This is a genomic window from Kosakonia sp. WA-90 (assembly GCF_039871955.1).
GTDB classification, from domain to species: domain Bacteria; phylum Pseudomonadota; class Gammaproteobacteria; order Enterobacterales; family Enterobacteriaceae; genus Kosakonia; species Kosakonia oryzendophytica.
Map to the genome: position 1 here is coordinate 1 of NZ_JBDPLJ010000002.1, position 26664 is coordinate 26664.

A 26664-nucleotide genomic window follows, 5' to 3' on the forward strand; every position below is an offset into this window, starting at 1 on the left:
GGTGTTCGGGTTGTCATGCCAATGGCACTGCCCGGTAGCTAAATGCGGAAGAGATAAGTGCTGAAAGCATCTAAGCACGAAACTTGCCCCGAGATGAGTTCTCCCTGAGACTTTAAGTCTCCTGAAGGAACGTTGAAGACGACGACGTTGATAGGCCGGGTGTGTAAGCGCAGCGATGCGTTGAGCTAACCGGTACTAATGAACCGTGAGGCTTAACCTTACAACGCCGAAGATGTTTTGGCGGAAGAGAGACAATAATCAGCCTGATACAGATTAGATTGACAGACCGGAAGGTGTGTTGATGACAGAATTTGCCTGGCGGCACTAGCGCGGTGGTCCCACCTGACCCCATGCCGAACTCAGAAGTGAAACGCCGTAGCGCCGATGGTAGTGTGGGGTCTCCCCATGCGAGAGTAGGGAACTGCCAGGCATCAAATAAAGCAGAAGGCCCAGTCGGAAGACTGGGCCTTTTTGCTATTCACCCCACCCGGGCTATATTCTGAATTCCTTACCCAGCTAAGCGAAAATGTGATTTAACTCACTATTTATTTATAACAAATATGCAACATTTCATTTTTTGCATATCAGTGAGTTAAGGATGCTTACTGTGTACACCTCACCACGTGCACATCTCATCAATAGCTCAGGCAGGAGTATCATTACAATGGCTGACAGCAGTATGACAACACGTGAATCGCTCACCAGCAGCGATACCCGGCGTCGGGTATGGGCGATCATTGGTGCCTCATCAGGTAACCTGGTGGAATGGTTTGACTTCTATGTTTATTCCTTTTGCTCTCTCTACTTCGCACATATTTTTTTCCCTGCCGGAAACACTACCACTCAGTTACTGCAAACAGCCGGAGTATTTGCCGCTGGCTTTCTGATGAGGCCCATTGGCGGCTGGTTGTTTGGTCGCATCGCTGACCGGCACGGTCGTAAAACATCCATGCTGATTTCAGTGTGCATGATGTGTCTGGGATCGCTGGTGATCGCCTGCCTGCCGGGCTATGAGACCATTGGAACCTGGGCACCTGCATTATTGTTGCTGGCTCGTTTGTTTCAGGGATTGTCAGTGGGGGGAGAATATGGAACCAGTGCAACTTACATGAGCGAAGTGGCAGTTGAAGGGCGGAAAGGCTTTTACGCCTCGTTTCAGTACGTCACTCTGATTGGCGGGCAGTTACTGGCATTGCTGGTTGTTGTGATATTGCAGCAGGTTCTGGAGGAAGAAGCGCTTCGCGCCTGGGGTTGGCGTATTCCCTTTGCTCTCGGAGCTGCTCTGGCTATCGTCGCTCTATGGTTGCGTCGTCAGTTGGATGAAACTTCGCAGCAGGAAGTGCGTGCGCTAAAAGAAGCTGGTTCGCTAAAAGGGTTATGGCGCAATCGCAAAGCCTTCATTATGGTGCTGGGTTTTACGGCTGGGGGCTCGCTCACGTTCTATACCTTCACGACCTATATGCAGAAGTACCTGGTGAACACTGCCGGGATGCATGCCAATGTCGCCAGCGTGATTATGACGGTCGCGCTGTTTGTCTTTATGCTGATCCAACCGCTTATCGGCGCTCTGTCTGATCGGATTGGTCGCCGTACCTCGATGCTGATCTTTGGTGGTCTTGCCACAGTGTGCACGGTACCCATCCTCAGTGCACTGCACAGTGTAACGTCCCCCTATGCTGCATTCGTACTGGTTATGCTGGCTTTAGTGATCGCCAGTTTCTATACCTCAATCAGCGGGATCCTGAAAGCCGAGATGTTCCCTGCTCAGGTTCGTGCACTTGGCGTCGGTCTATCCTATGCAGTGGCAAACGCTCTCTTTGGCGGTTCGGCGGAATATGTCGCGCTGTCACTGAAATCGATTGGGTTTGAAACGGCTTTCTTCTGGTACGTTACTCTGATGGGCGCGTTGGCATTTCTGGTCTCTTTGATGCTACACCGTAAAGGAAAAGGCATTCGCCTTTAATGTCTGGCCAGTTGCCACACGGTATAACCCGTTGTGGCGCCAGCAACATCCCAGGCAAAATCTTTCCAGCTCCAGCCGCTTCCCGCCGGGCGGCTGTCCCACAACTCTTTTGATGCTCCCAGGCTAACAGAAAACATCAGTCCAAAGATTGCACTTCGATCGCGGCTGATCCCCTGATGCTGTGCGACTTCATTACCTGCAGCAGAGAGCATAGCGGAGCCGAGGAAATGCTGTGCTTTATCCTGCCCGCTCCAGTTGTCATTCGCCATATGACTGCATCCCGTTAGCAGCAGTGAACCGAACAGCACAATATATTTCATTAGCAAAGCCTGAAAAAAAGCCCCGTGCGATAACGGGGCCTCGGTTTAAAGAATACGACTGATTAACTTGTCGATACGGATACGGCGTAACCGGCGAATCAGCTTACGCACTTTTACCGGGTAGTCGGCAATGCTTTGCAGATCGCGATAGTGGTTAACGACCGTCGTATGCCTGCGAATAAGCTCCAGCTCTTTATCGCGTTGCGCTGCCAGCTCGTGCTTTGGATCGTGGATAAGCACCGCGTTTTCGAGATCGAGTCGCCATGCGCGCGGGTTCAGGTTATTACCTGTCAGCAGGATCCACTCATCATCAACCCACATGCCTTTCAGATGGTAACTGTTATCGTCATCTTTCCACAGACGCACCACCAACTGTTCGGTATTCACGTAATACTGCAGTCGGCTCAGGAAACGGCGCAGGTTAATCTCATAAAGATAAGGCAGTGCACCGATGATTTTAAACGGCTGATCTTCTGGAATAAAAAAGTCGTTGGCAGTTTTGTCGCCGACAATAATTTCGACTTTTTTGCCTTCGCGCAGGAGCTGAATGATATTACGCACCAGTACCGCCGGCAGATTGAAGTACGGCGTACAAATAGTCAGTTTGTGTTCCGCACACGGCATCAGGTGAAAGATCGTTTTATTCAGCAGGCTGGATTTTCCCAGGCCGACCAACGGTGTTACCGCGAGCTGTTCGTTATCGGCATCGCCCTGAAAATGAAACGAGGCATCGCGCAGCTCCTGGCGAAACTGGCGAATATCGTTTTTGATTTCCGGACTTTTCGGGCGTTGAGGATTGTCCAGCCGATTCACGCCGCGCCCCTGCACCAGGTTCTGAACGACCCAGTTTTGCATGACATCGGCCATCTGTGGATTGCGGATCAGCTGATAGCGATCGTAACGGTATTTATCGTGCTGATGCAGGTAAACATCATTGAGGCTGGCGCCACTGTAGAGCACGCAGTCATCAATAATAAACCCTTTAAAGTGGAGAACGCCAAGTGCTTCACGGGTATTTACCGGTACGCCGTAAACGGGAACCGAAACGCCGGCGTTTTCTTGCGCCATGCGACAATACCAGTCGGCATTCGTGTTTGACGCTGCGGCACCGATGCGACCACGCTGGGCGCGATGCCAGTCAACGAGCACACACACATCCAGTTCCGGACGTTGGCGTTTTGCTTCATACAGTGCGTTCAGAATTCCTTTCCCACCATCATCCTGTTCAAGATACAGGGCAATGATATAGATTCGGTGCGTTGCGCTGGCTATCCTGGCAAGCAGCGTTTCTCTGAAATCCGCAGGCGAGTAGAAAAAGGCTACATCATCCGCTGACTGAGAAATCTTGGGTAGTTGGGCAAGGTGTTGTTGATGTTTATTACGCTTAAATTTTGACAACATCACAGTGCGTTTCTTCTCTGTTTATTGAAGGGTCTTCTGTACCATGCAGACGACATAAGCGGACAATAATAACACCGAGCCCGCTAAAGTGGTCAACATTTCCAGTACCTTACTCAGGATTCTTCCGTCTGCGTCAGAGGGAGCGACAAGCCCACAATCCCATCTTCCAGCTGAACATCGACATCAAATCCCAGTTTTCGCGCCAGCGTTACCATGCCGCGATTATTCGGCATAGTAATACCATTCAAGCGCTTAAGTCCGTGATCTCGCGTATAACTGATCAGCTTTTCCAGCAGACGCCGCCCAAGACCCAGCCCTTTCAAATCAGAGCGTACCAGCACGGCGAATTCCGCATCGATGTTATCCGGATCGGAGATTGCACGCGTAACGCCAAGGATCTCTTCACCTTCATTCGTACGACGCACTGCAACAAATGCCATTTCCCGATCGTAGTCGATTTGCGTCATATTCGCTAAATCATCATGGGTAAATTCATTGATCTCGCTGAAATAGCGGTAATAGAGATCCTCTTTAGTCACCTGCGCGATAAATTGCTGTAAGTGCGGCTCATCTTCAGGAAGAATCGGGCGGAACAGGCACTTTTCGCCGTTTTTCATTTCCACCTGCTCTTCCAGATGCTGTGGATAAGGGCGAATGGCAAGACGCGTTTCGCCATTCCCCTCAAAGGGGGCGACAGTCATGGTGACATCCAGCGCGATAAACTCGCTGCCGGACGCCAGCAACGGGTGAATATCAAGGCGTTCAATCTCCGGGCAATCAACAATCAGGTTCGAAACCTGTACTAAAAACTGGCTCAGACCCGCGATGTCCAGTGCGCGTAATGCACTTCGCCCGTGGATCTTCTTATTTTTGATTGCCTGAATCACCAGATAACGCGCCAGGTTCATATTCAGAGGGGGTAATGCAACAGCCGCCTGATCTTCTGCCCGCCACTCCACGCCACCTTCACCCAACATAATTAACGGACCAAACACCGGATCTTGCTCAACCACCACGCGGAGCTCCTGCGCTCCCGCACGGTTTGCCATGCTCTGCACCTGCAAACCGTGAATGCGAGCCTGTGGCCAGCTCATCTTCACACGATCGATAATGGCATCGGCAGCCTGTTGCACCTCTTTGGCGGTACGCAAATAGAGCATCACCCCCTGAACTTCCGATTTATGCGGAATATCAGGGGAGCGGAGTTTTAAGGCCACCGGATAACCGATTTTTTCGGCTATATGCACTGCCTCCGCGCTGTCACCCGCAATCCAGGTCGGTAAGGTCTGTAAACCCCAGGCGCGTAAAATAGGCTGTACTTCATGGGTGTCGAGCGTTGTGGCGCCATCGGCAATAGCCTGACGCAGCAGCTTATATGCCTCGGCGGTATCGGCTGTCTGGCTGAGTGGGAGAGCGGGCGTTTCGCGCAATTGCTTCTGGTTCCGGCGGTACTCCACCATATGCATAAACGCCGTGATAGCCCCCTCCGGCGTCCGGTAGGTCGGCAGCCCGGCTTCGCTGAACAGACGTCGCGCATCCTGCGAGGAGAACTCCCCGCACCAGTTGGTCAGGACGGTGACATACTTTCCGCGCGGGTGCTTTTTCAGGGCGTCGATCAGCGCCTGCGCGCTTTCGCTACCCGGCGCTGTCGCACTCGGTGAGTGGATCACCATCAGCGCATCGTAATCCTGGCTTTCCAGCAAAACCGTCAACGCAGAGACATAGCGTTCATTACTGGCGTCGTCACGCAAATCCAGCGGGTTGCTCACATTGACATATTCCGGCAATACCGCGCGAAGCTGCGCCAGCGTTTCTTCACTCAGCGTTGCCAGCTTGCCGTTACGTGACCATAGCTCATCGAGCGCCAGCGCAGCCGGCGCTGCGCCATTACTGATAATCATCAAACGCTCACCCCGCAGCGGACGCATATGACTAAGCGTCTCGACGGCGGAAAACAACTCATGCGTATCCTGTACGCGCAATAACCCAGCACGCTGGATAGCGGCATCCCAGGCCGGATCAAGCCCGGCGTGCACGTTCAGTAAACGTTGCGCAGCCGGACTGCGTCCGCTTTTAATCACCAGGATAGGCTTATTACGTGATGCGCTACGTGCAGCGGAGACAAAACGCCGGGCATCGCTAAGATGCTCCAGATAAAGCAGGATCGCACTGGTTTTACTGTCCCGAGCGAGGAAATCCAGCAGCTCATCGACATCGATATCCAGACTGTCGCCGAGAGCTATAAAGTAGGAGAACCCCATTTCCCGCTGCTGCGCCCAGTCCAGAATGGTATTCGAAACCGCAGCAGACTGAGAAATAAATGCCAGTTTGCCGCGCGTAATCGGCACCGGAGAAAAACTGGCGTTCAACCCTTGCCATGGCGCCAGCAGACCCAGGCTATTTGGACCAAGTAGCCGCATCTGGTAGCGGCTGGCGCAGGCGAGTAAGTCGGCATGCTGCTCAGGAGGCGCAGAAAGAATAATGCAGGTTTTACACCCTTTTTGCCCGAGCGCATCGAGCAGATCGAGGTTGCGCCGGGCATGGGTACAAAGTACTGCCAGGTCAGGGGTAAAAGGCAGGCTGGCGACATCCGGCCAGGCCAGAACACCGAGTACCGCTTTATATGCAGGGGTAACCGGCAGCACCGGCCCGGCAAAACCGCCGGCCAACAGATTGCGCATCATCAGAAAACCGGCGCGATCCGGTTTCATCGATGCGCCCACCACGGCGATCGATTTGGGACGCAATAACGCTTCCAGCCCTCGTTGGCTCATACCGGCCTCCTGAAAAGAGTGACCTGATGATATTAAACGCTTTCTGCTTCGTTTGCTGTGATGGCGGATGGATGATGCGGTTTACCCGCGAGGTAACGTTCGCGAAACAGGGTGAAATGGTCCCCCAGTGCTTGCGCGGCGACATTATCATTCGCCAGATCCAGTAAAGCGATCGCCACTTCTGCGGTGCAATATTGATCGTCAGCATGTGCTTCACGCAAGCGATAGGCCGAAACCCGCGACAAATCCACAGAAATGACCGGCAGTGCATCCAGATAAGGGCTTTTGCGGAACATTTTACGCGCCTCCGTCCAGGTGCCGTCCAGCATAATAAACAGCGGCGGTTTACCTGGTGGCGGTGCGCTCAGCACCTGGCGCTCACTGCCAGCATAAGAGGACGGAAAGACCACCATGGGCTGATATTCGTCACTGGCGCAGAGATCGATTAGCGCTTGCGGCGGCTCGGTACGCGACCACTGAAACGCCAGAGTATCGGGTAAAACATCGGCGATCAGACGCCCGGTATTGCTGGGTTTCATGGGTTCGGTATCAAACATTACCAGGCAAAAACGGCTACTGGCAGCAGCAGGTTTGAGGGTATCGCACAGGCATTGCCGCTGTGGCAACAGGCAGCGTTGACAGCGACGGATGCGGTTACCTCGCGCCAGAAATGGGCGCGTGGCGCGGGCAAGGCGCTCAGCGCGAAGTTGAAGAACGGCGTTATCAGTCATCAGGAATGCACAGGAAAAATGCCATTGTCGCAGAGGTCAAAACGGGGCACAAGATGCGCCCCGACAGGATCAGAGTGATTCGTTGAGCCAGTTATCAAACGGTGCTTTTGGCATTGCGCCGCTCAGCATGTCGACCACTTCACCTTTTTTGAACAACATGATGGTGGGGATACTACGAATGCGGAAACGGGCGCTCAGCTCTCGTTCGGCTTCGGTATTCACTTTGACAAAACGCACTTTACCGCTGCGCTCTTCCGCAACGTCTTCAAAGATTGGCGCAAAGTTACGGCACGGGCCGCACCATGGCGCCCAGAAATCCACCACGACGGGCAGATCGTCTTTCAGCAATTTATCCAGGGTTTCGCCAGTGGCATTAATGACATCGCCGTCGAACAGCTCATGTCCACAGCGCCCGCATTTCGCGCCGTCGTTCATTCTGTCTTCAGGAATGCGGTTCAATGCCTGGCAGCTTGCACATACGGTATTCATAACTAACCTCAGGGAAGCGGTGGTACAACGCGGCTTTTCACCGGTATGTTTCTTCAATGTTACATATTATTAATAAGAAGGTTTCACACGACAATGCGATTTATTCAATGAGTACAATAGTCGATAGCTTTTGTACGAAGTAATGGCTAAGCGCAAGGACATCAGGTAATCTGCGCGCTTCGCGCAGCGCTGGTGGAGAAAAGCATGAACGACGAAAGTAACAACAAAAGCGGCAAGGTCAAAGTGATGTATGTCCGCAGTGATGATGATTCCGATAAACGTGGCTATAACCCGCGCACCGGGAAAGGGCCAGCGCGTTCGGGATCGTCTCGTGCAGATGCAGGCCGTCGCCCAGCCCGTGATGACAGAAGCCGTTCTCAACGTGATGACCGTGGTGGTCGACCACAGCGTGACGATAGAAGCCGTCCATCGCGCGAAGATTTTAGCCGTCAGAGTGATTCTCCGTGGCGCACCGTTTCCCGCGCACCGGGTGACGAAACGCCGGAGAAACCGGATCATGGCGGGATCAGCGGTAAAAGTTTTATCGATCCGGAAGTGCTGCGTCGCCAGCGTGCGGAAGAGACGCGTGTATATGGTGAAAATGCCTGTCAGGCGCTGTTCAGCAGCCGTCCGGATTCCATCGTCCGCGCCTGGTTTGTGCAGAGTGTCACGCCGCGCTTTAAAGAAGCACTGCGCTGGATGGCTGCAAACCGCAAAGCTTATCACGTGGTTGATGATGCAGAGCTGGCGAAAGCCTCCGGCACTGAACATCATGGTGGCGTGTGCTTCCTGATCAAAAAACGCAATGGTTTGAGCGTAGAGAAATGGGTCGCCACCGCGGGGGCTGAGGATTGTGTCCTGGCACTGGAAGAAGTAGGTAACCCGCACAACCTCGGCGCTATTATGCGTAGTTGCGCGCACTTTGGTGTGAAAGGTGTGGTGCTGCAGGATGCGGCAGTGATCGAGTCCGGCGCGGCTGTGCGTACGGCAGAAGGCGGTGCGGAGCACGTTCAGGCGATCACCGGAGAGAGTTTTGTTGATGCGCTTGAAGCGTTCCGCCAGGCCGGTTATGCGCTGGTGACGACCTCCAGCCATAACGGTACACCCCTGTTTAAGGCTGAATTGCCGAAGAAAATGGTGCTGGTGTTAGGGCAGGAGCGCGACGGGTTGTCTGATGCGACGTTGTCCCGTGCCGATCTTAGCGTGTCCATTGACGGTACTGGCAACGTTGAAAGCCTCAACGTTTCTGTGGCGACCGGAGTGTTGCTGGCCGAATGGTGGCGTCAGAACAAAGCGTAACCCGTTGTGCTATTGGCCGGGTAAGGCGTCGCCGCCACCCGGCAAAAGGCCCGGTGGCGTTTGCGCTTACCGGGCCTTCTACATTCTGGTTTACTCACTTTCCGCCGGTAATGTCGGCGTCCAGTCAATCGGTTTCTCACCACGCTGTTCCAGCCACTGATTCGCCAGCACAAAATGATTACAGCCGAAAAAACCGCGATGCGCGGAGAGCGGTGACGGGTGCGGCGCTTTCAATACATGGTGGCGTGTTCTGTCGATAATTGCCCCCTTTTTCTGCGCGTGCGAACCCCAAAGTAAAAAGACAACGCCTTCACGATGCTCGTTAATCAAACTGATCACTTTATCGGTGAAGGTTTCCCAGCCCAGGCTGGCGTGGGAGTGCGCCTGGCCCGCGCGTACGGTCAGCACCGTGTTGAGCAGCAACACGCCCTGGCGCGCCCAGCTTTCCAGATAACCGTGTTCCGGGCGGACAAAACCCGGAAGCGTTTTTTCCAACTCTTTATACATATTCAGCAGAGAGGGCGGGATCGCGATGCCAGGCCGTACCGAGAAGGCGAGTCCGTGAGCTTGTCCGGGGCCATGGTATGGGTCCTGGCCAAGGATCACCACTTTGACATCGCCAAGCTCGGTGAAGCGAAAAGCGTTAAACACGTCTTTTTGTGGGGGGTAGATGGTGATCCCGGCCTGGCGCTCAGCCGCGACGGTGCTCAGGGTATTGATAAAGTAGGGTTGCTGTTTTTCATCGGCCAGCACGTCATGCCATGTTAAAGAAGTGGTCATCCCGCTCTCCTGCGAAGTTCGTTCCCTTTAGCTTAACTGCTTCTTTCCCCGGAACAAAATTCCCCGCTGCTTCCGGTGCCCTGCCTGTAAATTTTTTTTAAAATTTACAAAAATTTTAAGAGGGAGTGAGTGGCGTAACTTGATATAAAACAAGAAATTCCTGGTATCACCATTTTCACAGTGTGGTTTTTATTGATTTTAATCAAAGAATGCGGATTTCTGGACTGGTATATAAACAATCAGACAACAATGGTTTTACCAATTGGCCGGAAAGATTCCGGTGAAATCAAATATTGTGCCCATGGGAGGCTATTCATGATTACTGGTATCCAGATTACTAAAGCTGCAAATGACAACCTGCTGAACTCGTTCTGGCTGCTCGATAACGAAAAAGGTGAAGCACGCTGCGTATGCGCGAAAGCAGGCTATGCTGAAGATGAAGTGGTTGCTGTTAGCAAGCTCGGCAATATCGAATACCGTGAAATTCCGATGGAAGTGAAACCAGAAGTTCGCGTGGAAGGTGGTCAGCACCTGAATGTGAACGTATTGCGTCGTGAAACTCTGCTCGACGCCGTTGAAAACCCGGATAAATACCCGCAGCTCACCATCCGTGTATCAGGTTATGCTGTGCGTTTTAACTCTTTGACTCCAGAACAGCAGCGCGACGTTATTGCTCGTACTTTTACTGAAAGCCTGTAATTTCAGGTAGTAATAAAAATGCCGGGAAACCCCGGCGTTTTTTTATTCTTCTGTATTCTGCTGTTCAGCAGCTGTGGCGCTTGGCTTACGGCGCTTACCAATGTTTTTGGTATCGCGATGGCGTTGCTTCACGCGCGGCTTCTCTTTTTCTTTCTCTTTTTTCTTCTCTTCACGCTTCGCCAGCGCTTTTTTCGACGGTTTGCCTTTCAGTTTCTCGCTCGGCGTGCGGGTTTTTGCCCTCAGCTCATCAATCACACGGGCTTTCAACGGCTCTTCAATGTAGCGACCAATTTTACCCAGTAACAGGTGATCGTGCGCTTCGACCAGCGAAATCGCGGTGCCTTTACGTCCGGCGCGGGCAGTACGCCCAATGCGGTGCAGATAAATGTCGCCGCTGCGTGGCATATCGAAGTTAAAAACGTGGCTGACATCCGGAATATCAATCCCGCGAGCTGCAACATCGGTCGCAACCAGCACATTGACGCGACCATCGGTCAGGCGTTTGATGGCTTCGTTACGCTTAATTTGCACCATTTCGCCTTCGAGATAGCAGTTATTGATACCGGCTTCACGCAGCCAGTTTGCCAACTCATGCACACGCTCGCGTTTGCGAACAAACACAATAGAGCGGCTTACTTCAGGCTGTTTCAGCAGGTGTACCAGCAGCGCGGTTTTATGCGCCACATCGTCGGCACGGTAGTACCACTGGTGAATTTTCTTACGCTCGCGGGTGGACGGCGTAGCGGAAACTTCCACCGGGTCTTCCAGCAAGCGTTCAGCGAAATCTTTGATCGCATCGCCTTCCAGTGTGGCGGAAAACAGCATGGTTTGCTTACGCCACCGCGTTTCGCCCGCGATATGTTCGATATCCTGCGCGAAGCCCATGTCCAGCATGCGGTCTGCTTCATCAAGGATCAGCGTTTCAACTGCCCGGCAGTCAAAGTTCTCTTCTTTAATATACTGCAACAGGCGGCCAGTGGTTGCGACCACGATATCCTGGTTTTCGCTGAAGACTTCCGCGTGGTTCATATACGCCACGCCACCGGTGATGGTCGCGATATCCAGGTGCGTATTAGCTGCCAGCTCGCGGGCGTGATCGGCAACCTGCATCGCCAGTTCACGGGTTGGCGTGAGGATCAGAATACGCGGCGGGCCAGATTTCTTACGCGGAAAGTCCAGAAGGTGCTGCAACGCAGGCAGCAGATATGCCGCCGTTTTACCGGTGCCGGTAGGCGCGGAACCGAGGACATCACGCCCTTCAAGCGCAGGCGGAATAGCGGCAGCCTGGATGGCGGTCGGGCGTGTAAAACCTTTACTCTGGAGCGCGTCCAGCAGGCTGTCGTCAAGTTCGAGTTCGGAAAAAGTCGTTACAGTCATGATCTACCTCTGTGTGGGGCGCTGATTATAGACGTTACGGCTGCAATCTTCATCTGTTGTCTGCTTATCGCTTTTCCGGGGCTTCGCTTTCACCTATGCTACACCTGTTTTCCGTATTGAGGTTGTAGAGATGTCCCAGCCAAAGGCTCAGTTTCGCCGTGATGGCTTCACGTTCAAAGAATTCTTTGTTGCGCATGACCGTTGCGCCATGAAAGTTGGCACCGATGGCGTGATGTTAGGCGCATGGTCGCCGGTATCGAATGCCCGACATATACTGGATATCGGCACGGGTAGCGGCTTATTGGCACTGATGCTCGCTCAGCGTACGCCACAGACTGTGATGATCGATGCGGTCGAGCTGGACGATCAGGCGGCTGCGCAGGCGCAGGAAAACGTGCAGGCCTCGCCGTGGTCCGGGCGTGTTATTGTGCATACCGCCGATATCCGTCAGTGGAGCAATAAGAATACGGTTCGCTACGATCTGATCGTCAGCAATCCCCCCTATTTTGAGGAAGGCGTAAAATGCGCAACGCCTGAGCGCGACCGTGCACGCTACACCACCTCACTGGATCACCAGGCTCTGCTAGAGATTGCCGCGACACTGATTACCGAAGAGGGCTTTTTCTGCGTCGTGTTGCCGGTGGATGCAGGCGATGCGTTCACCCGCAAAGCGCAGAGCATTGGCTGGCATCTGCGTTTGCGTACGGATGTTGCCGAGACGGAAGGGCGTCTGCCGCACCGCGTGTTACTGGCATACTCTCCGCGTCCGGGGGAGTTTTTTGCCGACCGTTTGGTGATCCGCGGGCCGGATCAGCGCTACTCCGAGAGCTATACCGCGCTGACGCAGGCTTTCTACATATTTATGTAACCGCGTGGCGAGAGCACCGTTGGGCCGGAGTTGGGCAGTAAATCCGGATAGTCCAGCGTGTAATGCAGTCCACGGCTCTCTTTACGCGCCATAGCGCAACGTACAATCAACTCCGCTACCTGCACCAGATTGCGCAGTTCCAGCAGATTATTGGAAACGCGGAAGTGAGCGTAGTACTCGTCAATTTCCTGTTGCAGTAATGTAATGCGGCGCAGTGCGCGTTCCAGGCGCTTGGTGGTACGGACGATGCCGACATAATCCCACATAAACAGGCGCAGCTCGTGCCAGTTATGTTGCAGGATCACGCGCTCGTCAGCGTCGTCGACGCGGCTCTCATCCCATGCCGGTAATTCCGTCACAGCATCAATATCCGGCATTCTGTGGGAAATATCTTCCGCCGCTGACCAGCCATAGACCAGACATTCAAGCAGTGAGTTTGATGCCATGCGGTTTGCACCGTGCAGCCCGGAATAACTCACTTCCCCTACGGCATATAATCCGTCCACATCGGTACGCCCGCGATCGTCTATCATCACCCCGCCACAGGTATAGTGCGCGGCAGGGACGATCGGTATTGGTTCTTTCGTCAGGTCAAGGCCCAGACCGAGCAGCTTTTCATAAATCATCGGGAAATGCTGACGGACAAATGCTTCCGGCTTATGACTGATATCGAGATACATGCAGTCCACGCCGAGGCGTTTCATTTCATGATCGATAGCGCGCGCCACAATATCACGCGGGGCCAACTCGCCTCGCGCATCAAAATCCGGCATAAAGCGGGAGCCATCCGGGCGTTTCAGATACGCACCTTCGCCGCGCAACGCTTCCGTTAGCAGGAAATTGCGCGCTTGTGGATGGAAGAGGGCAGTGGGATGAAACTGATTAAACTCCAGGTTTGCGACCCGGCAACCGGCGCGCCAGGCCATGGCGATGCCATCGCCGGAGGCAATATCTGGGTTCGTGGTGTACTGATACACCTTGGATGCGCCGCCGGTCGCCAGTACAACCGCTTTAGCCTGACAGGTTTCGACTTGTTCTTTATTCCGGTTCCATACCCATGCTCCGACGACGCGTCGGGCACCAGGCAGACCGATTTTGTCCGAAATAATCAGATCTACCGCATTACAGCGTTCCAATACGCGAATATTGGGGTGATTGAGGGCTTGGCTAACCAGCGTATTTTCGACTTCTTTGCCGGTGGCATCGGCCGCGTGGAGGATCCTGCGGTGACTATGCCCGCCTTCGCGGGTGAGGTGGTAACCCGGCTCGCCGTTCGCCGTTACCTCGGTATCAAATAACACACCCTGATCGATAAGCCACTGTACACACTGGCGCGCATTCCCGGCGACAAACTCTGCCGCCTGGCGATCGACAATACCGGCACCGGCAATCAATGTATCTTCGACATGGGATTCAATGCTGTCCGTTTCATCAAATACCGCCGCAATGCCCCCTTGCGCATAGAAGGTGGAGCCTTCGCTGATTGGCCCTTTGCTGAGGACGATCACACGATGCTGCGCCGCAAGACGCAATGCCACGGAGAGCCCTGCGGCACCGCTGCCAATGACCAGGACATCACAAGAGAATTCAGGCGTCGTTTTCATAATTCGTGTTTAATTTACTAAACAAGGTCCGGCCAGCATAGCACTATGAAAGGTGACCAGGCACTGTTTTTTTTGATTTTTGTATTAAGCACTAAACATTGTATAAAAAGGCGGGATGAGAGTCAGGGAAGGGGAAACAGGGATCTGATTGTTAGTAAGCGCTTATTAGTGATGAAAAAAAAGCGATATTGCGATACTCTCTGGCGATCTTAAGGTCTTTTCTTTGAGAAAACACAGTGTGCAGGGTTTGTAGACTTATAATGAGTGATAATGAAAAGTCTGTAGAACGATGCACAAAAACAAAGGCGTAACGGAACTTTATCACGAACCTGCTCTCTAATTGGCTGCTTGCTCATAGATTGCAGTATTGGAGTGGCGTTTCTGGATACGCGTGGAAATTGGTTTTGGGGAGATTTTACCTCGGATGAGCGAGCAGTTAACGGATCAGGTCCTTGTCGAAAGGGTACAGAAAGGAGATCAGAAAGCGTTCAACTTACTGGTGGTGCGCTACCAGCACAAAGTGGCGAGTCTGGTTTCCCGTTATGTTCCTTCCGGAGATGTGCCTGATGTCGTACAAGAGTCATTTATAAAGGCCTATCGCGCGCTTGATTCGTTCAGGGGAGATAGTGCTTTTTATACCTGGCTGTACCGTATTGCCGTTAACACGGCCAAAAACTACCTGGTTGCCCAAGGGCGCAGGCCGCCATCCAGTGATGTGGATGCCATTGATGCAGAAAACTTCGAAAGTGGCGGTGCACTGAAAGAAATTTCGAACCCTGAGAACTTAATGTTGTCAGAAGAACTGAGACAAATAGTTTTCCGTACTATTGAGTCGCTCCCGGAAGATTTACGCATGGCAATTACGTTGCGGGAGTTGGATGGCATGAGCTATGAAGAAATTGCGGCCATCATGGATTGCCCGGTAGGTACGGTACGTTCACGTATCTTCCGAGCGCGGGAAGCTATTGATAATAAAGTTCAACCGCTTATCAGGCGTTGACGATAGCGGGATACTGAAAAAGGTATTAGGCATGCAGAAAGAAAAACTTTCCGCTTTAATGGATGGTGAAACGCTGGATAACGAGCTGCTCGCGGAGCTGTCTCAGGATCCGCAATTGCAGCAAACATGGGAAAGCTATCACCTCATCCGCGATGCAATGCGCGGTGATACCGCCGATGTCATCCATTTCGATATCTCAGCCCGAGTCATGGCCGCGATTGAGAATGACGCCGTTCAACCGACCGCGCCATTGATTCCCGAAGTGCAACCCGCCCCGCATCAGTGGCAGAAAATGCCGTTCTGGCATAAGGTTCGCCCGTGGGCAAGCCAGCTTACCCAAATGGGCGTGGCTGCATGCGTATCGTTAGCTGTAATTGTTGGCGTTCAGCACTATAATGGCTCAGCTGAATCAACCCAGCAGCCCGAAGGCCCGGTGTTTAACACGCTGCCGATGATGGGTAAAGCCAGTCCGGTAAGTCTGGGTGTTCCGTCTGATGCTACCGCAACCGCCGGTCAGCAACAGCAAGCGCAGGAGCAGCGCCGTCGTATCAATGCAATGCTGCAGGACTACGAACTGCAACGACGCCTGCATGCAGAACAGCTTCAGTTTGAGCAGGCGCAAACGCAGCAGGCTGCTGTGCAGGTGCCAGGAAATCAAACTTTAGGAACGCAATCGCAGTAATGAAGCAACTTTGGTGTGCCATGTCTTTTGTGGCTGCTGGTCTGTTCTTCTCTGCTAACGCCTCGGCTGATGTTTCGTCCGGGGCGTTGTTGCAGCAAATGAACGTGGCGAGTCAGTCGCTCAACTACGAACTGTCTTTTATCAGCATCAATAAGCAGGGAGTGGAGTCGTTACGCTACCGCCATGCGCGCCTGAACGACCAGCCTCTGGCCCAAATGCTGCAAATGGACGGTCCTCGCCGCGAAGTGGTGCAGCGTGGTAATGAGATCAGCTACTTTGAGCCGGGTCTTGAGCCGTTTACGCTGAACGGCAACTACATCGTCGATTCGCTGCCTACGCTGGTTTATACCGATTTTAAGCGTCTCTCTTCCTACTATGATTTCATTTCTGTAGGACGTACACGTATTGCCGACAGACTGTGTGAGGTTATCCGCGTTGTTGCCCGTGACGGCACCCGTTACAGTTACATCGTCTGGATGGATTCGGAAACACGCCTGCCAATGCGCGTCGACTTACTCGATCGCGATGGCGAAACCCTCGAACAGTTCCGCGTGATCGCGTTTTCCGTGAACACGCAGGTTGCGAACAGCATGCAAACGCTGGCAAAAGCCAGTTTACCGCCTCTGCTTTCGGTCCCTGCGGGGGATAAAGTTGACTTCAATTGGGGGCCGTCCTGGTTACCAGAAGGATTTAGCGAGGTGGCCAGCAGTCGTCGCCAGTTGCCAACGGTGGATGTTCCCGTTGAGTCGCGCCTTTATTCAGACGGCTTATTTAGCTTCTCGATTAACGTGAACCGCGCAAACCAGAACAGTAGCGATCAGGTCCTGCGTACCGGCCGTCGCACGGTTAGCACCACGGTTCGTGACAATGCCGAAATTACCATCGTAGGCGAACTCCCTCCACAAACCGCAAAACGCATTGCGGATAGCCTCAAATTCAAGGCCACACAATGATTAAAGAGTGGGCTACCGTCGTTTCATGGCGTAACGGTGAAGCATTAGTCGAATGTGACGTCAAAGCCTCCTGCAGCAGTTGCGCCTCCCGCGCGGGCTGCGGTAGCCGCGTGTTAAATAAGTTAGGTCCGCAAACCAGCCATACCATTGCCGTACCCAGCGCAGAGCCGCTGGTGGCCGGGCAAAAAGTTGAACTCGGTATTGCCGAAGCCAGTTTGCTGGGATCGGCACTATTGGTGTATATGTCGCCGCTGGTTGGGTTGTTTGTCCTGGGCGCCCTTTTCCAGGCGCTGTTTGGTCACGATCTTGCGGCGCTGTGCGGTGCGGTGCTCGGCGGTGTTGGCGGTTTTTTACTGGCACGAGGACTCTCGCCCAAACTGGCTTCCCGCAGCGAATGGCAACCCATCATCATTAGCGTAGGTTTACCTCCGAACCTTGTTCGCGTCGACGATGCTTCCACTGAAAGCCGCCCGTAATTTCACCCTTGTAACGGTGAAAAAAGCGGCATTTTTCTTGCTGGTATGAGCATTTCCCCGCATTGCGGTTGTAGTGTAGAATGCGGCGTTTAAGTACATTTGACGTCAGGCGCGAACAGGCCTCTTAGTTACTCGTAAGGCATAAAATCTCACTATATGAAGAATATTCGTAACTTTTCGATCATCGCTCACATTGACCACGGTAAGTCGACGCTGTCTGACCGTATCATCCAGATTTGCGGTGGTCTTTCCGATCGCGAAATGGAAGCCCAGGTGCTGGACTCCATGGATCTTGAGCGCGAACGCGGTATTACCATCAAAGCCCAGAGCGTAACGCTGGACTACAAAGCCCTTAACGGCGAAACCTACCAACTGAACTTTATCGATACTCCCGGGCACGTTGACTTCTCCTATGAGGTTTCCCGCTCCTTGGCTGCCTGTGAAGGTGCACTGCTGGTGGTGGATGCGGGTCAGGGCGTGGAAGCGCAGACGCTGGCGAACTGCTATACCGCCATCGAAATGGATCTGGAAGTGGTGCCGGTACTGAACAAAATCGACCTGCCAGCCGCCGATCCTGAGCGCGTTGCCGAAGAGATTGAAGATATCGTCGGCATCGACGCGACAGACGCGGTGCGCTGTTCGGCGAAGACCGGTGTTGGCGTGCCGGATGTGCTGGAACGTCTGGTGCGGGACATTCCGCCGCCGGAAGGCGATCCGGACGCGCCGCTACAGGCGCTGATCATCGACTCCTGGTTTGATAACTACCTGGGCGTGGTATCGCTGGTGCGTATCAAAAACGGCACCATGCGCAAAGGCGACAAAATTAAAGTTATGAGTACCGGTCAGGTGTATAACGCTGACCGTCTCGGCATCTTTACGCCGAAACAGGTTGATCGTACCGAGCTTAAGTGCGGCGAAGTGGGCTGGCTGGTCTGTGCAATTAAAGACATTCTCGGCGCACCGGTCGGGGATACGCTGACCTCTGCACGCAACCCGGCGGACAAAGCTCTGCCAGGGTTCAAAAAGGTAAAACCGCAGGTCTATGCGGGTCTGTTCCCGGTTAGCTCTGACGACTACGAAAACTTCCGTGATGCGCTCGGCAAACTGAGCCTGAACGATGCATCCCTGTTCTACGAACCGGAAAGCTCTACTGCGCTGGGCTTCGGCTTCCGCTGTGGCTTCCTCGGTCTGTTGCATATGGAGATCATTCAGGAACGTCTGGAGCGTGAATACGATCTGGATCTGATCACCACTGCGCCGACTGTTGTGTATGAAGTGCAAACCACGAACAAAGAAGTGGTGTATGTCGACAGTCCGTCCAAACTGCCACCGTTGAACAATATTGAAGAGCTGCGCGAGCCGATTGCCGAATGCCACATGCTGCTGCCGCAGGAGTATCTGGGTAACGTTATTACGCTGTGTGTGGAAAAACGTGGGGTGCAAACCAACATGGTTTACCACGGCAACCAGGTAGCGCTGACCTATGAAATTCCGATGGCGGAAGTGGTGCTGGACTTCTTCGACCGTCTGAAATCCACCTCGCGTGGTTATGCATCGTTGGATTACAACTTCAAACGTTTCCAGGCGTCTAACATGGTACGCGTGGATGTGTTAATCAACGGCGAGCGTGTCGATGCGCTGGCGTTGATCACCCACAATGAAAATGCACCGTACCGTGGCCGTGAGCTGGTGGAGAAGATGAAAGATCTGATCCCTCGCCAGCAGTTTGATATCGCGATTCAGGCGGCTATCGGCAACCACATTATTGCCCGCTCGACGGTAAAACAGCTGCGTAAAAACGTACTGGCGAAATGCTATGGCGGTGACGTCAGCCGTAAGAAAAAGCTGCTGCAGAAACAGAAAGAAGGTAAGAAACGTATGAAGCAGGTCGGTAACGTCGAACTGCCTCAGGAAGCGTTCCTTGCCATTCTGCACGTAGGCAAAGAGAGCAAATAACCTTAAGGAGTTGGCATGGCGAACATGTTTGCCCTGATCCTGGTGATCGCGACGCTGGTGACGGGACTTTTATGGTGCCTGGATAAGTTTATTTTTGCACCAAAACGCCGGGAACGTCAGGCCGCCGCGCAAATTGCGACAGGTGATGCCCTTGATAAAAAAACGCTGAAGAAAATCGGTCCGAAGCCAGGCTGGCTGGAAACCGGTGCTTCTGTTTTCCCGGTACTGGCGATTGTACTGATCGTGCGTTCGTTTATTTTTGAGCCGTTCCAGATCCCCTCCGGTTCAATGATGCCGACGCTGCTGATCGGCGATTTTATCCTTGTGGAAAAATTCGCTTACGGTATTAAAGATCCGATCTACCAGAAGACGCTGATCGCAACCGGTCATCCGAAACGCGGTGATATTGCGGTGTTTAAATACCCGGACGATCCGCGCCTGGATTACATCAAACGTGTGGTTGGCGTACCGGGTGACAAAGTCAGTTACGACCCGGTCAGCAAGCAGGTTACCGTGCAGCCAAACTGCAGCTCCGGTCAGGCGTGCGACAACGCGCTGCCGATCACCTACAGCAATGTTGAAGCCAGTGACTTTGTGCAGACCTTTGGTCGCCGCTCCGGCGGTGAAGCAAGCAGTGGCTTCTTCCAGTTGCCTAAAAGCGAAACCATGGCAGATGGCATTCGTCTGACGGAGCGCAAAGAGACTCTGGGTGAGGTGACGCACCGTATTCTGACTGTACCGATCGCCCAGGATCAGCTTGGCATTTATTACCGTCAGCCAGGGCAGCAACTGGCAACGTGGATTGTGCCGCCAGGTCACTATTTCATGATGGGCGATAACCGCGATAACAGTGCTGACAGCCGTTATTGGGGTTTCGTGCCGGAAGCGAATCTCGTTGGTCGTGCGACGGCAATCTGGATGAGTTTCGAAAAACAAGAAGGTGAATGGCCGACAGGTGTACGACTGAATCGTATCGGCGGAATTCATTAATTAACCAGGGCGCAATTATTCCCGTTGCGCCCTGAATTATTTCCGCGATTATTCCCCTCAGACTAACGACAACCCCCCTCGTTGCGTATAGAATATTCCCCCGAAGTTTGAGGCTGGCTCCTCCGGGCGCCACAGCACACGAAACCGCGTTGGTTTTTCTCAGGTCGGTTTCGTGTGCTGCATTGTTGACGCATTTATTTATTGGTATCGCATGAACCCCATCGTAATTAATCGGCTTCAACGGAAGCTGGGCTACACTTTTCATCATCAGGATCTGTTGCAGCAGGCATTAACCCACCGCAGTGCCAGTAGCAAACACAATGAGCGTCTGGAGTTTCTTGGCGACTCGATTTTAAGTTTTGTGATTGCTAATGCGCTCTATCACCGTTTTCCTCGCGTGGATGAAGGTGATATGAGCCGCATGCGCGCCACGCTGGTTCGCGGTAATACGTTGGCGGAAATCGCCCGCGAATTCGAATTAGGCGAATGTCTGCGCTTAGGGCCGGGTGAATTGAAGAGCGGCGGTTTTCGCCGTGAATCCATTCTCGCGGACACCGTTGAAGCATTAATTGGCGGGGTATTTCTCGATAGCGATATCCAGACCGTCGAACAATTAATCCTGAGCTGGTATCAAACGCGCCTGGATGAAATCAGTCCGGGCGATAAGCAAAAAGATCCGAAAACGCGCCTGCAGGAGTTTTTGCAGGGTCGCCATTTGCCGCTGCCGTCCTATCTGGTGGTGCAGGTGCGCGGTGAAGCACATGATCAGGAATTTACTATCCACTGCCAGGTCAGCGGCCTGAGCGAACCGGTGGTCGGCACAGGTTCCAGCCGCCGTAAGGCGGAGCAGGCTGCCGCCGAACAGGCGCTGAAAAAACTGGAGCTGGAATGAGCACTGAAACTGAAAAAAGCTATTGCGGGTTTATCGCCATCGTTGGACGTCCCAACGTCGGCAAATCCACGCTACTGAACAAACTGCTCGGGCAGAAGATTTCCATTACTTCCCGTAAAGCACAGACCACGCGCCACCGTATTGTCGGTATCCATACCGAAGGGGAGTATCAGGCGATTTACGTCGACACCCCGGGCCTGCATATGGAAGAGAAGCGCGCCATCAACCGTCTGATGAACAAAGCAGCAAGCAGTTCAATCGGCGATGTTGAGCTGGTGATCTTCGTAGTGGAAGGCACGCGCTGGACGCCGGATGACGAAATGGTGCTGAACAAACTGCGCGACGGCAAAACGCCGGTGATCCTCGCAGTCAATAAAGTGGACAACGTGCAGGAAAAAGCCGATCTGCTGCCGCACTTGCAGTTCCTCGCCAGCCAGATGAATTTCCTCGACATCGTACCGCTCTCTGCGGAAACCGGCACCAATGTTGATACCATCGCCAGCATCGTGCGCAAACACCTGCCGGAAGCCATTCATCACTTCCCGGAAGATTATGTGACCGACCGTTCTCAGCGTTTTATGGCTTCTGAGATCATTCGTGAGAAGCTGATGCGTTTCCTCGGCGCGGAGCTGCCGTATTCGGTGACAGTAGAAATCGAACGTTTCATTACGAACGAGCGCGGCGGCTACGACATCAACGGGCTGATCCTTGTTGAGCGCGAAGGGCAGAAGAAGATGGTGATTGGCAACAAAGGGGCCAAAATCAAAACCATCGGCATTGAAGCCCGTAAAGATATGGAAGAGATGTTTGAAGCCAAAGTTCACCTTGAACTGTGGGTGAAAGTGAAGTCCGGCTGGGCCGATGACGAACGCGCGCTGCGCAGTCTCGGTTATGTCGACGATCTTTAAGCGTTAATGGCCTGACAGACGGCGAGAACACGATGGAAGGATGGCAGCGCGCATTCGTCCTCCATTCCCGTCCGTGGAGCGAAACCAGCCTGATGCTGGACGTCTTCACGGAAGAGTCGGGCCGCGTGCGCCTTGTTGCAAAAGGCGCACGTTCCAAACGCTCTAATCTTAAAGGCGCATTACAGCCTTTTACCCCTCTGCTTGTACGTTTTGGCGGGCGTGGCGAAGTCAAAACGCTGCGCAGCGCAGAAGCGGTTTCACTGGCGCTGCCGCTCAGTGGTATCACGCTCTACAGCGGCCTTTATGTTAATGAGCTTATTGCCCGCGTGCTGGAGCATGAGACCCGCTTCTCCGAACTCTTCTTCGACTATTTACACTGCATCCAGGCGTTAGCGGGCGTAACCGGCACGCCGGAACCTGTGCTGCGTCGCTTTGAACTGGCACTGCTCGGGCATCTGGGTTATGGCGTTGATTTCCTGCACTGTGCGGGCAGCGGTGAGCCGGTGGATGACCTGATGACCTATCGCTACCGGGAAGAGAAAGGGTTTATTGCCAGCGTAGTAATGGATAACAGCACCTTTACTGGCCGGCATCTGCGTGCGCTGGCTGAGCGTGAATTCCCGGATGCCGACACGTTGCGCGCTGCAAAGCGCTTTACCCGTATTGCGTTAAAGCCGTATCTTGGAGGCAAGCCGTTAAAAAGCCGGGAACTGTTCCGGCAGTTTATGCCGAAGCGATAACGGAAAAAATCAGGCCAGGCGAGGCGAAGACCGCGCCGGAACCAATGAAAACACTGAGGATTGTCATGGCTGAATTACTGTTGGGCGTCAATATCGATCATATCGCAACATTGCGTAACGCACGTGGCACGGCTTACCCGGATCCGGTGCAGGCAGCATTTATTGCTGAACAGGCGGGAGCCGACGGCATTACCGTGCATCTGCGCGAAGATCGTCGCCACATCACCGACAGAGACGTGCGTATTTTGCGCCAGACGCTGGATACGCGAATGAACCTGGAAATGGCGGTCACCGAAGAGATGCTGGCAATTGCCTGTGAAACCAAACCGCATTTCTGCTGCCTGGTGCCGGAAAAACGCCAGGAAGTTACCACGGAAGGCGGCCTCGATGTGGCTGGTCAGCGCGAGAAAATGCGTGACGCCTGCCAGCGCCTGGCCGCTGCCGGTATTCAGGTATCGCTGTTTATCGACGCCGATGCGGAGCAAATCAAAGCCGCTGCGGACGTTGGCGCGCCGTACATCGAAATCCACACCGGTTGCTACGCTGATGCAGAAAACGATGCCGCGCAGGCGAAAGAGCTGGAGCGCATTGCCAAAGCTGCGACCTACGCCGCCAGCCTCGGCCTGAAAGTGAATGCGGGCCACGGGTTGACTTATCACAACGTGAAGGCCATTGCCGCACTGCCAGAAATGCACGAGCTGAACATCGGCCACGCCATTATTGGTCGCGCGGTGATGAGTGGTCTGAAAGAGGCCGTCGCCGAGATGAAACGCCTGATGCAGGAAGCGCGCGCGTAATGGCAATCCTCGGACTGGGTACGGATATCGTTGAGATAGACCGCATCGCAGCGGTGATCGCCCGCAGCGGCGATCGCCTGGCGAAGCGGGTGTTGAGCGCTAACGAATGGGAGCTCTACCAGGCGCATCAGCAACCGGTGCGCTTCCTGGCAAAACGTTTTGCGGTAAAAGAAGCGGCGGCGAAGGCGTTTGGCACCGGTATTCGTAACGGTCTGGCATTTAATCAATTCGAAGTGTTCAACGACGAACTGGGTAAGCCAGGCTTGCGTTTGTGGGATGAGGCGCTGCGGCTGGCGGAGCAGATGGGCGTGAAGTCCACTCACGTGACGCTGGCGGATGAGCGGCATTACGCCTGCGCAACGGTGATAATTGAAAGTTAAATCTTATCGGCGTGGTGCATCTGGACGAATTTATCCCAGAGCTGTTCTTCTGTTTCTATATGTGCCGGATCTTTCAGGATGGTATTGGGGATCGGGCACACTTTCTGGCAGGTCGGCGTTTCATAGTGCCCAATGCACTCGGTGCACCGATCGCTGTTAATCTCATAGATGCTGTCACCCATCGAAATCGCCTCGTTCGGGCATTCCGGCTCGCACATATCGCAATTGATGCATTTTTTGGTGATTAACAGCGCCATCAGGAAAATCTCAGAAACATCACTAACAGGGCGGGCATTATACGATGATTCCCTGCTCAAACCAGTTTTTTTACCAGCTCCTCGCTATGACGAATGCGTTCCGGCGCATGCTCCAGATCCTGCTGTACCAGCGCCATAAACAGTAAGTCCGTCAGCATCATTTGCGCGCTGGTGGAGGAGATGGCCGCACTGCGCGTCGCCTGCTCTTCGGCGATAGTGTAAAGGCAATGTGTCGCCCGTTGTTGCAGGGCGTTGGGGGTAAAGCCGGTGATGGCGAGGATCTTGCCGCCCACGCGCAGGGTTTCATCGGCTGCTATATTGATTTCACGCCGTTCGCCGGAATAAGAAACCGGCAACAACAGATCGCCAGGCTCCATTGCCTGCACGGTTGCCAGCAGGGCGTGCATATCCTGCTCCACCGCGGCGTTAATACCAATTTTCATCAACTTCCAGCCGAAGTTACGGGCAACCAACCCGGAAGCGCCAATACCGGTCAGGATAATACGCCGTGCCTCGCGCAGCAGTCGTACGCTTTCCAGTAGCTTCTCTTCACTGTTGACATCCAGTGAGGCGTGCATGGCGCTCTGGTACTCTTTGATCAGCTTTTCACCCACCACACGTAGCGGATCGTCGCCGCGGATCTGGTTATGCACGGGCACGGACCAGGGATTGGTGTTGCTGGCCAGCGCTTCGCTGATGGCCAGTTTCATTGCCGGAAATCCTTTGAAATCCATTTTCTGGGCAAACTTCACGACGCTCGACTGGCTAACACCCGCTTCGGCGGCCAACTGTTGCGAACTTAAATGGCGCGCGCGATCGGGATTTTCCAGCAGAAATTCCGCCAGCTTTTTATCGCTCTGCGCCAGGCCGGAATAGCGCTGACGGATGCGAATTAAACAGTTCATAGGATCTCCGGAGGCAATAACAACGCATACAAATGAGAGAATTTAATATTCCAGCAATTGATTATTATTATGAATTAAAAATTCTATCACGACAAAGTATCACAACCCGGCATTTGACAGCGATCAAGTGGATCCTTCGGCGCTGTGTCTTTTCACCTTCGGTGAGTTATCGAGCTGACGAATGGCCGGGATCAGGCTGGCAACAAACGTTGCGATGACCACGGCCCCCGCTGAAGCCATTAATACATTGCTGTTACCGTAATGTATGGCCAGCGGTCCGGCGGCCAGTTCGCCAACCGGGATCGCAATAAAGGATCCCAGCGCGTCGTATGCATATACACGCGCCAGTTTTTCTGGCGGTATATGGGTTTGCAGCGACTGTGCCCAGGCCACGCCAAACAGACCGAAAGTGACGCCCGCGATAAAAAATGCCGCGATAAGCCACGGTGGCGGCGCAATCTGCCCCAGCAGGAAAATAGGCAACGCACACAACGACACCAGCATCACGCCAATAAACAGGTCGCGACGCGGGCGCCAGCGCAATGCCAGGAATGAGCCGACAATCAACCCAACGCTTTGCGCCGCAACCATGATTCCCCACTGGGTGCGGCCAAATGAGGCATCGGCAATGATCGGGCCGAGAACCATCACTACGCCACTGAATGCGGCATTGATAATGGTGAACTGAACGACAATGGACCAGACCCATGTCCGGCTGGTGAACTCTTTCCAGCCGTCGCGCAGATCCTGCAGAATGTTGGTTTGCGCGGCGGCGACTGGCGCGACGCCTGTACGGATCCAGTAATAGAGCGGCGCCGAGGCAGCAAAGCCGAGCGCATCAATCGCCAGTCCCCAGCCAGGCCCGACGGCGCTGGTCAGGACCCCGCCCAGCGAAGCACCAACCACGGTTCCACTGTAAATACCTAACTGGATCAACGCATTGGCTTCGCGCAGGTTATGGGCTGGCACCGTCTGGGGCACCAGCGCGGAGGAGGCCGGTAACGCAACGCCTGCGGCGGCACCATTCAGGGTACCTAACAGGGCAAGGCCCATGACCGTTGCGCTGCCGTTTAGCACGGACCATGCGACGACCGCTTGCGATATCGCCGCCACAACAGAGGACGAAACCAGCACCAGGCTACGTGAATAGCGATCTGCCAATACACCGCCGACCAACAAGAAGGCGACATTAAAAACAGATCGAGCCGCCACGACGAGGCCCAAATCGGCGGCGGAACCGCCGATGTCCAGTACCGCAAAGGCCAGTGCAATCGGAGCGATGCCGTTACCCAGTACGGTGAACAGACGGGCAAAGAACAGATGTCGGAAAGAGGCAGAGCTAAAGGCGCGCATCGTTTTGGTATGCGAAGTCATGGTCACTACGGTTCCTGGAAAGATAAGGCAGTGTAGTGCATCTGTGGCG

Annotated in this window: 26 protein-coding genes and 2 rRNA genes; 17 read left to right on the forward strand and 11 right to left on the reverse strand. The window is 53.8% G+C overall.

Annotated elements, in window-relative coordinates; translation table 11 throughout:
• From ABGA49_RS03285 to ABGA49_RS03295, 3 genes are all read left to right on the forward strand, one after another.
• Positions 1-220: ribosomal RNA gene (locus ABGA49_RS03285) — 23S ribosomal RNA — on the forward strand; the annotation flags it as partial.
• A gap of 94 nt (positions 221-314) precedes the next feature.
• Positions 315-430 (forward strand): 5S ribosomal RNA (rrf, locus tag ABGA49_RS03290).
• Between the two features lie 234 nt (positions 431-664).
• Entirely contained in the window at positions 665-1963 is a 1299-nt protein-coding gene (locus tag ABGA49_RS03295) for an MFS transporter (RefSeq protein WP_347665134.1), read from the forward strand.
• Here ABGA49_RS03295 and ABGA49_RS03300 read toward each other — a convergent pair.
• The 5 genes from ABGA49_RS03300 to trxC form a co-directional block, all read right to left on the reverse strand.
• Positions 1960-2283, reverse strand: coding sequence for a YfiM family lipoprotein (locus ABGA49_RS03300; protein WP_061493628.1), 324 nt, complete (start codon positions 2281-2283; stop codon positions 1960-1962). The genes ABGA49_RS03295 and ABGA49_RS03300 overlap by 4 nt on opposite strands.
• 45 nt (positions 2284-2328) lie before the next feature.
• A complete protein-coding gene (gene pssA, locus ABGA49_RS03305; protein ID WP_061493629.1) occupies positions 2329-3684 on the reverse strand; it encodes a CDP-diacylglycerol--serine O-phosphatidyltransferase in 1356 nt (451 codons plus the stop codon).
• 113 nt (positions 3685-3797) lie between these two features.
• The gene (gene pat / locus ABGA49_RS03310) at positions 3798-6458 is read right to left on the reverse strand and encodes a protein lysine acetyltransferase (RefSeq protein ID WP_061493630.1); all 2661 of its coding nucleotides are present in this window, start codon (positions 6456-6458) and stop codon (positions 3798-3800) included.
• Positions 6459-6490: 32 nt separating this feature from the next.
• Positions 6491-7189, reverse strand: a complete 699-nt coding sequence (locus tag ABGA49_RS03315; RefSeq protein ID WP_347665135.1) for a tRNA-uridine aminocarboxypropyltransferase — start codon at positions 7187-7189, stop codon at positions 6491-6493.
• 69 nt (positions 7190-7258) lie between these two features.
• The gene (gene trxC / locus ABGA49_RS03320; RefSeq protein WP_061493632.1) at positions 7259-7678 is read right to left on the reverse strand and encodes a thioredoxin TrxC; all 420 of its coding nucleotides are present in this window, start codon (positions 7676-7678) and stop codon (positions 7259-7261) included.
• A 204-nt stretch (positions 7679-7882) separates the two neighbouring features.
• On the opposite strand from trxC, the gene ABGA49_RS03325 reads away from it, so the two are divergent.
• Positions 7883-8977, forward strand: coding sequence for a tRNA/rRNA methyltransferase (locus ABGA49_RS03325; RefSeq protein WP_347665136.1), 1095 nt, complete (start codon positions 7883-7885; stop codon positions 8975-8977).
• A gap of 90 nt (positions 8978-9067) precedes the next feature.
• Here ABGA49_RS03325 and ung read toward each other — a convergent pair whose 3' ends face one another.
• On the reverse strand, positions 9068-9757 hold the full coding sequence (gene ung, locus ABGA49_RS03330; RefSeq protein WP_061493637.1) for a uracil-DNA glycosylase: 690 nt from the start codon (positions 9755-9757) through the stop codon (positions 9068-9070).
• 315 nt (positions 9758-10072) lie between these two features.
• Between ung and grcA the strand changes: the two genes are divergently transcribed.
• Complete coding sequence (gene grcA / locus ABGA49_RS03335) at positions 10073-10456, forward strand: autonomous glycyl radical cofactor GrcA (RefSeq protein ID WP_061493639.1); 384 nt, start codon at positions 10073-10075, stop codon at positions 10454-10456.
• Between the two features lie 42 nt (positions 10457-10498).
• Here grcA and srmB read toward each other — a convergent pair whose 3' ends face one another.
• Positions 10499-11833, reverse strand: a complete 1335-nt coding sequence (gene srmB, locus ABGA49_RS03340; protein ID WP_061493641.1) for an ATP-dependent RNA helicase SrmB — start codon at positions 11831-11833, stop codon at positions 10499-10501.
• A gap of 130 nt (positions 11834-11963) precedes the next feature.
• On the opposite strand from srmB, the gene ABGA49_RS03345 reads away from it, so the two are divergent.
• A complete protein-coding gene (locus tag ABGA49_RS03345; RefSeq protein WP_061493643.1) occupies positions 11964-12701 on the forward strand; it encodes a tRNA1(Val) (adenine(37)-N6)-methyltransferase in 738 nt (245 codons plus the stop codon).
• On the opposite strand, the gene nadB is transcribed toward ABGA49_RS03345, so the two are convergent.
• On the reverse strand, positions 12686-14305 hold the full coding sequence (gene nadB, locus ABGA49_RS03350) for an L-aspartate oxidase (protein ID WP_088238227.1): 1620 nt from the start codon (positions 14303-14305) through the stop codon (positions 12686-12688). The genes ABGA49_RS03345 and nadB overlap by 16 nt on opposite strands.
• Before the next feature lie 424 nt (positions 14306-14729).
• Between nadB and rpoE the strand changes: the two genes are divergently transcribed.
• The 11 genes from rpoE (at position 14730) to acpS (ending at position 24079) form a co-directional block, all read left to right on the forward strand.
• A complete protein-coding gene (gene rpoE, locus ABGA49_RS03355; RefSeq protein WP_061493647.1) occupies positions 14730-15305 on the forward strand; it encodes an RNA polymerase sigma factor RpoE in 576 nt (191 codons plus the stop codon).
• A 31-nt stretch (positions 15306-15336) separates the two neighbouring features.
• Entirely contained in the window at positions 15337-15987 is a 651-nt protein-coding gene (gene rseA / locus ABGA49_RS03360) for an anti-sigma-E factor RseA (RefSeq protein ID WP_347665137.1), read from the forward strand.
• Complete coding sequence (rseB, locus tag ABGA49_RS03365; protein WP_061493651.1) at positions 15987-16940, forward strand: sigma-E factor regulatory protein RseB; 954 nt, start codon at positions 15987-15989, stop codon at positions 16938-16940. Before rseA ends, rseB begins: the two co-directional genes overlap by 1 nt.
• On the forward strand, positions 16937-17416 hold the full coding sequence (gene rseC, locus ABGA49_RS03370; RefSeq protein ID WP_347665138.1) for a SoxR-reducing system protein RseC: 480 nt from the start codon (positions 16937-16939) through the stop codon (positions 17414-17416). The genes rseB and rseC overlap by 4 nt, the downstream gene beginning before the upstream one ends.
• A 156-nt stretch (positions 17417-17572) precedes the next feature.
• Positions 17573-19372: a translation elongation factor 4 gene (lepA, locus tag ABGA49_RS03375; protein ID WP_061493654.1), complete on the forward strand. Its 1800-nt coding sequence runs from the start codon at positions 17573-17575 to the stop codon at positions 19370-19372.
• Positions 19373-19387: 15 nt separating this feature from the next.
• Positions 19388-20362, forward strand: coding sequence for a signal peptidase I (gene lepB, locus ABGA49_RS03380; RefSeq protein ID WP_061493655.1), 975 nt, complete (start codon positions 19388-19390; stop codon positions 20360-20362).
• Between the two features lie 211 nt (positions 20363-20573).
• Positions 20574-21254, forward strand: coding sequence for a ribonuclease III (gene rnc / locus ABGA49_RS03385; RefSeq protein WP_061499814.1), 681 nt, complete (start codon positions 20574-20576; stop codon positions 21252-21254).
• Complete coding sequence (era, locus tag ABGA49_RS03390) at positions 21251-22162, forward strand: GTPase Era (protein WP_061493657.1); 912 nt, start codon at positions 21251-21253, stop codon at positions 22160-22162. Before rnc ends, era begins: the two co-directional genes overlap by 4 nt.
• Positions 22163-22194: 32 nt before the next feature.
• Entirely contained in the window at positions 22195-22902 is a 708-nt protein-coding gene (gene recO, locus ABGA49_RS03395; RefSeq protein WP_061493659.1) for a DNA repair protein RecO, read from the forward strand.
• A gap of 65 nt (positions 22903-22967) precedes the next feature.
• On the forward strand, positions 22968-23699 hold the full coding sequence (gene pdxJ, locus ABGA49_RS03400) for a pyridoxine 5'-phosphate synthase (protein WP_061493661.1): 732 nt from the start codon (positions 22968-22970) through the stop codon (positions 23697-23699).
• Positions 23699-24079 (forward strand): holo-ACP synthase, encoded by a 381-nt coding sequence (gene acpS / locus ABGA49_RS03405; RefSeq protein WP_061493663.1) that lies wholly within the window; start codon positions 23699-23701, stop codon positions 24077-24079. Before pdxJ ends, acpS begins: the two co-directional genes overlap by 1 nt.
• Here the strand turns inward: acpS and ABGA49_RS03410 are convergent.
• From ABGA49_RS03410 to ABGA49_RS03420, 3 genes are all read right to left on the reverse strand, one after another.
• Entirely contained in the window at positions 24076-24336 is a 261-nt protein-coding gene (locus ABGA49_RS03410; protein ID WP_061493664.1) for a YfhL family 4Fe-4S dicluster ferredoxin, read from the reverse strand. The two genes, acpS and ABGA49_RS03410, sit on opposite strands and share 4 nt — an antisense overlap.
• Positions 24337-24392: 56 nt before the next feature.
• The gene (locus tag ABGA49_RS03415; protein WP_061493666.1) at positions 24393-25241 is read right to left on the reverse strand and encodes a MurR/RpiR family transcriptional regulator; all 849 of its coding nucleotides are present in this window, start codon (positions 25239-25241) and stop codon (positions 24393-24395) included.
• Between the two features lie 123 nt (positions 25242-25364).
• Positions 25365-26615 (reverse strand): MFS transporter, encoded by a 1251-nt coding sequence (locus tag ABGA49_RS03420; RefSeq protein ID WP_347665139.1) that lies wholly within the window; start codon positions 26613-26615, stop codon positions 25365-25367.
• Positions 26616-26664: the final 49 nt, after the last annotated feature.

Bases quoted from the DNA above. Each gene is read 5' to 3' on its own strand.
- pdxJ (WP_061493661.1), top strand. From the start codon at position 22,968: ATGGCTGAATTACTGTTGGGCGTCAATATCGATCATATCGCAACATTG.
- ABGA49_RS03345 (WP_061493643.1), top strand. From the start codon at position 11,964: ATGTCCCAGCCAAAGGCTCAGTTTCGCCGTGATGGCTTCACGTTCAAA.
- pssA (WP_061493629.1), bottom strand. From the start codon at position 3,684: ATGTTGTCAAAATTTAAGCGTAATAAACATCAACAACACCTTGCCCAA.
- pat (WP_061493630.1), bottom strand. From the start codon at position 6,458: ATGAGCCAACGAGGGCTGGAAGCGTTATTGCGTCCCAAATCGATCGCC.
- ung (WP_061493637.1), bottom strand. From the start codon at position 9,757: ATGACCACTTCTTTAACATGGCATGACGTGCTGGCCGATGAAAAACAG.
- era (WP_061493657.1), top strand. From the start codon at position 21,251: ATGAGCACTGAAACTGAAAAAAGCTATTGCGGGTTTATCGCCATCGTT.
- rseA (WP_347665137.1), top strand. From the start codon at position 15,337: ATGCAGAAAGAAAAACTTTCCGCTTTAATGGATGGTGAAACGCTGGAT.
- rpoE (WP_061493647.1), top strand. From the start codon at position 14,730: ATGAGCGAGCAGTTAACGGATCAGGTCCTTGTCGAAAGGGTACAGAAA.
- grcA (WP_061493639.1), top strand. From the start codon at position 10,073: ATGATTACTGGTATCCAGATTACTAAAGCTGCAAATGACAACCTGCTG.
- lepB (WP_061493655.1), top strand. From the start codon at position 19,388: ATGGCGAACATGTTTGCCCTGATCCTGGTGATCGCGACGCTGGTGACG.
- ABGA49_RS03315 (WP_347665135.1), bottom strand. From the start codon at position 7,189: ATGACTGATAACGCCGTTCTTCAACTTCGCGCTGAGCGCCTTGCCCGC.
- srmB (WP_061493641.1), bottom strand. From the start codon at position 11,833: ATGACTGTAACGACTTTTTCCGAACTCGAACTTGACGACAGCCTGCTG.
- nadB (WP_088238227.1), bottom strand. From the start codon at position 14,305: ATGAAAACGACGCCTGAATTCTCTTGTGATGTCCTGGTCATTGGCAGC.
- ABGA49_RS03300 (WP_061493628.1), bottom strand. From the start codon at position 2,283: ATGAAATATATTGTGCTGTTCGGTTCACTGCTGCTAACGGGATGCAGT.
- ABGA49_RS03420 (WP_347665139.1), bottom strand. From the start codon at position 26,615: ATGACTTCGCATACCAAAACGATGCGCGCCTTTAGCTCTGCCTCTTTC.
- recO (WP_061493659.1), top strand. From the start codon at position 22,195: ATGGAAGGATGGCAGCGCGCATTCGTCCTCCATTCCCGTCCGTGGAGC.
- rseC (WP_347665138.1), top strand. From the start codon at position 16,937: ATGATTAAAGAGTGGGCTACCGTCGTTTCATGGCGTAACGGTGAAGCA.
- rnc (WP_061499814.1), top strand. From the start codon at position 20,574: ATGAACCCCATCGTAATTAATCGGCTTCAACGGAAGCTGGGCTACACT.
- ABGA49_RS03295 (WP_347665134.1), top strand. From the start codon at position 665: ATGGCTGACAGCAGTATGACAACACGTGAATCGCTCACCAGCAGCGAT.
- trxC (WP_061493632.1), bottom strand. From the start codon at position 7,678: ATGAATACCGTATGTGCAAGCTGCCAGGCATTGAACCGCATTCCTGAA.
- ABGA49_RS03410 (WP_061493664.1), bottom strand. From the start codon at position 24,336: ATGGCGCTGTTAATCACCAAAAAATGCATCAATTGCGATATGTGCGAG.
- ABGA49_RS03415 (WP_061493666.1), bottom strand. From the start codon at position 25,241: ATGAACTGTTTAATTCGCATCCGTCAGCGCTATTCCGGCCTGGCGCAG.
- lepA (WP_061493654.1), top strand. From the start codon at position 17,573: ATGAAGAATATTCGTAACTTTTCGATCATCGCTCACATTGACCACGGT.
- rseB (WP_061493651.1), top strand. From the start codon at position 15,987: ATGAAGCAACTTTGGTGTGCCATGTCTTTTGTGGCTGCTGGTCTGTTC.
- ABGA49_RS03325 (WP_347665136.1), top strand. From the start codon at position 7,883: ATGAACGACGAAAGTAACAACAAAAGCGGCAAGGTCAAAGTGATGTAT.
- acpS (WP_061493663.1), top strand. From the start codon at position 23,699: ATGGCAATCCTCGGACTGGGTACGGATATCGTTGAGATAGACCGCATC.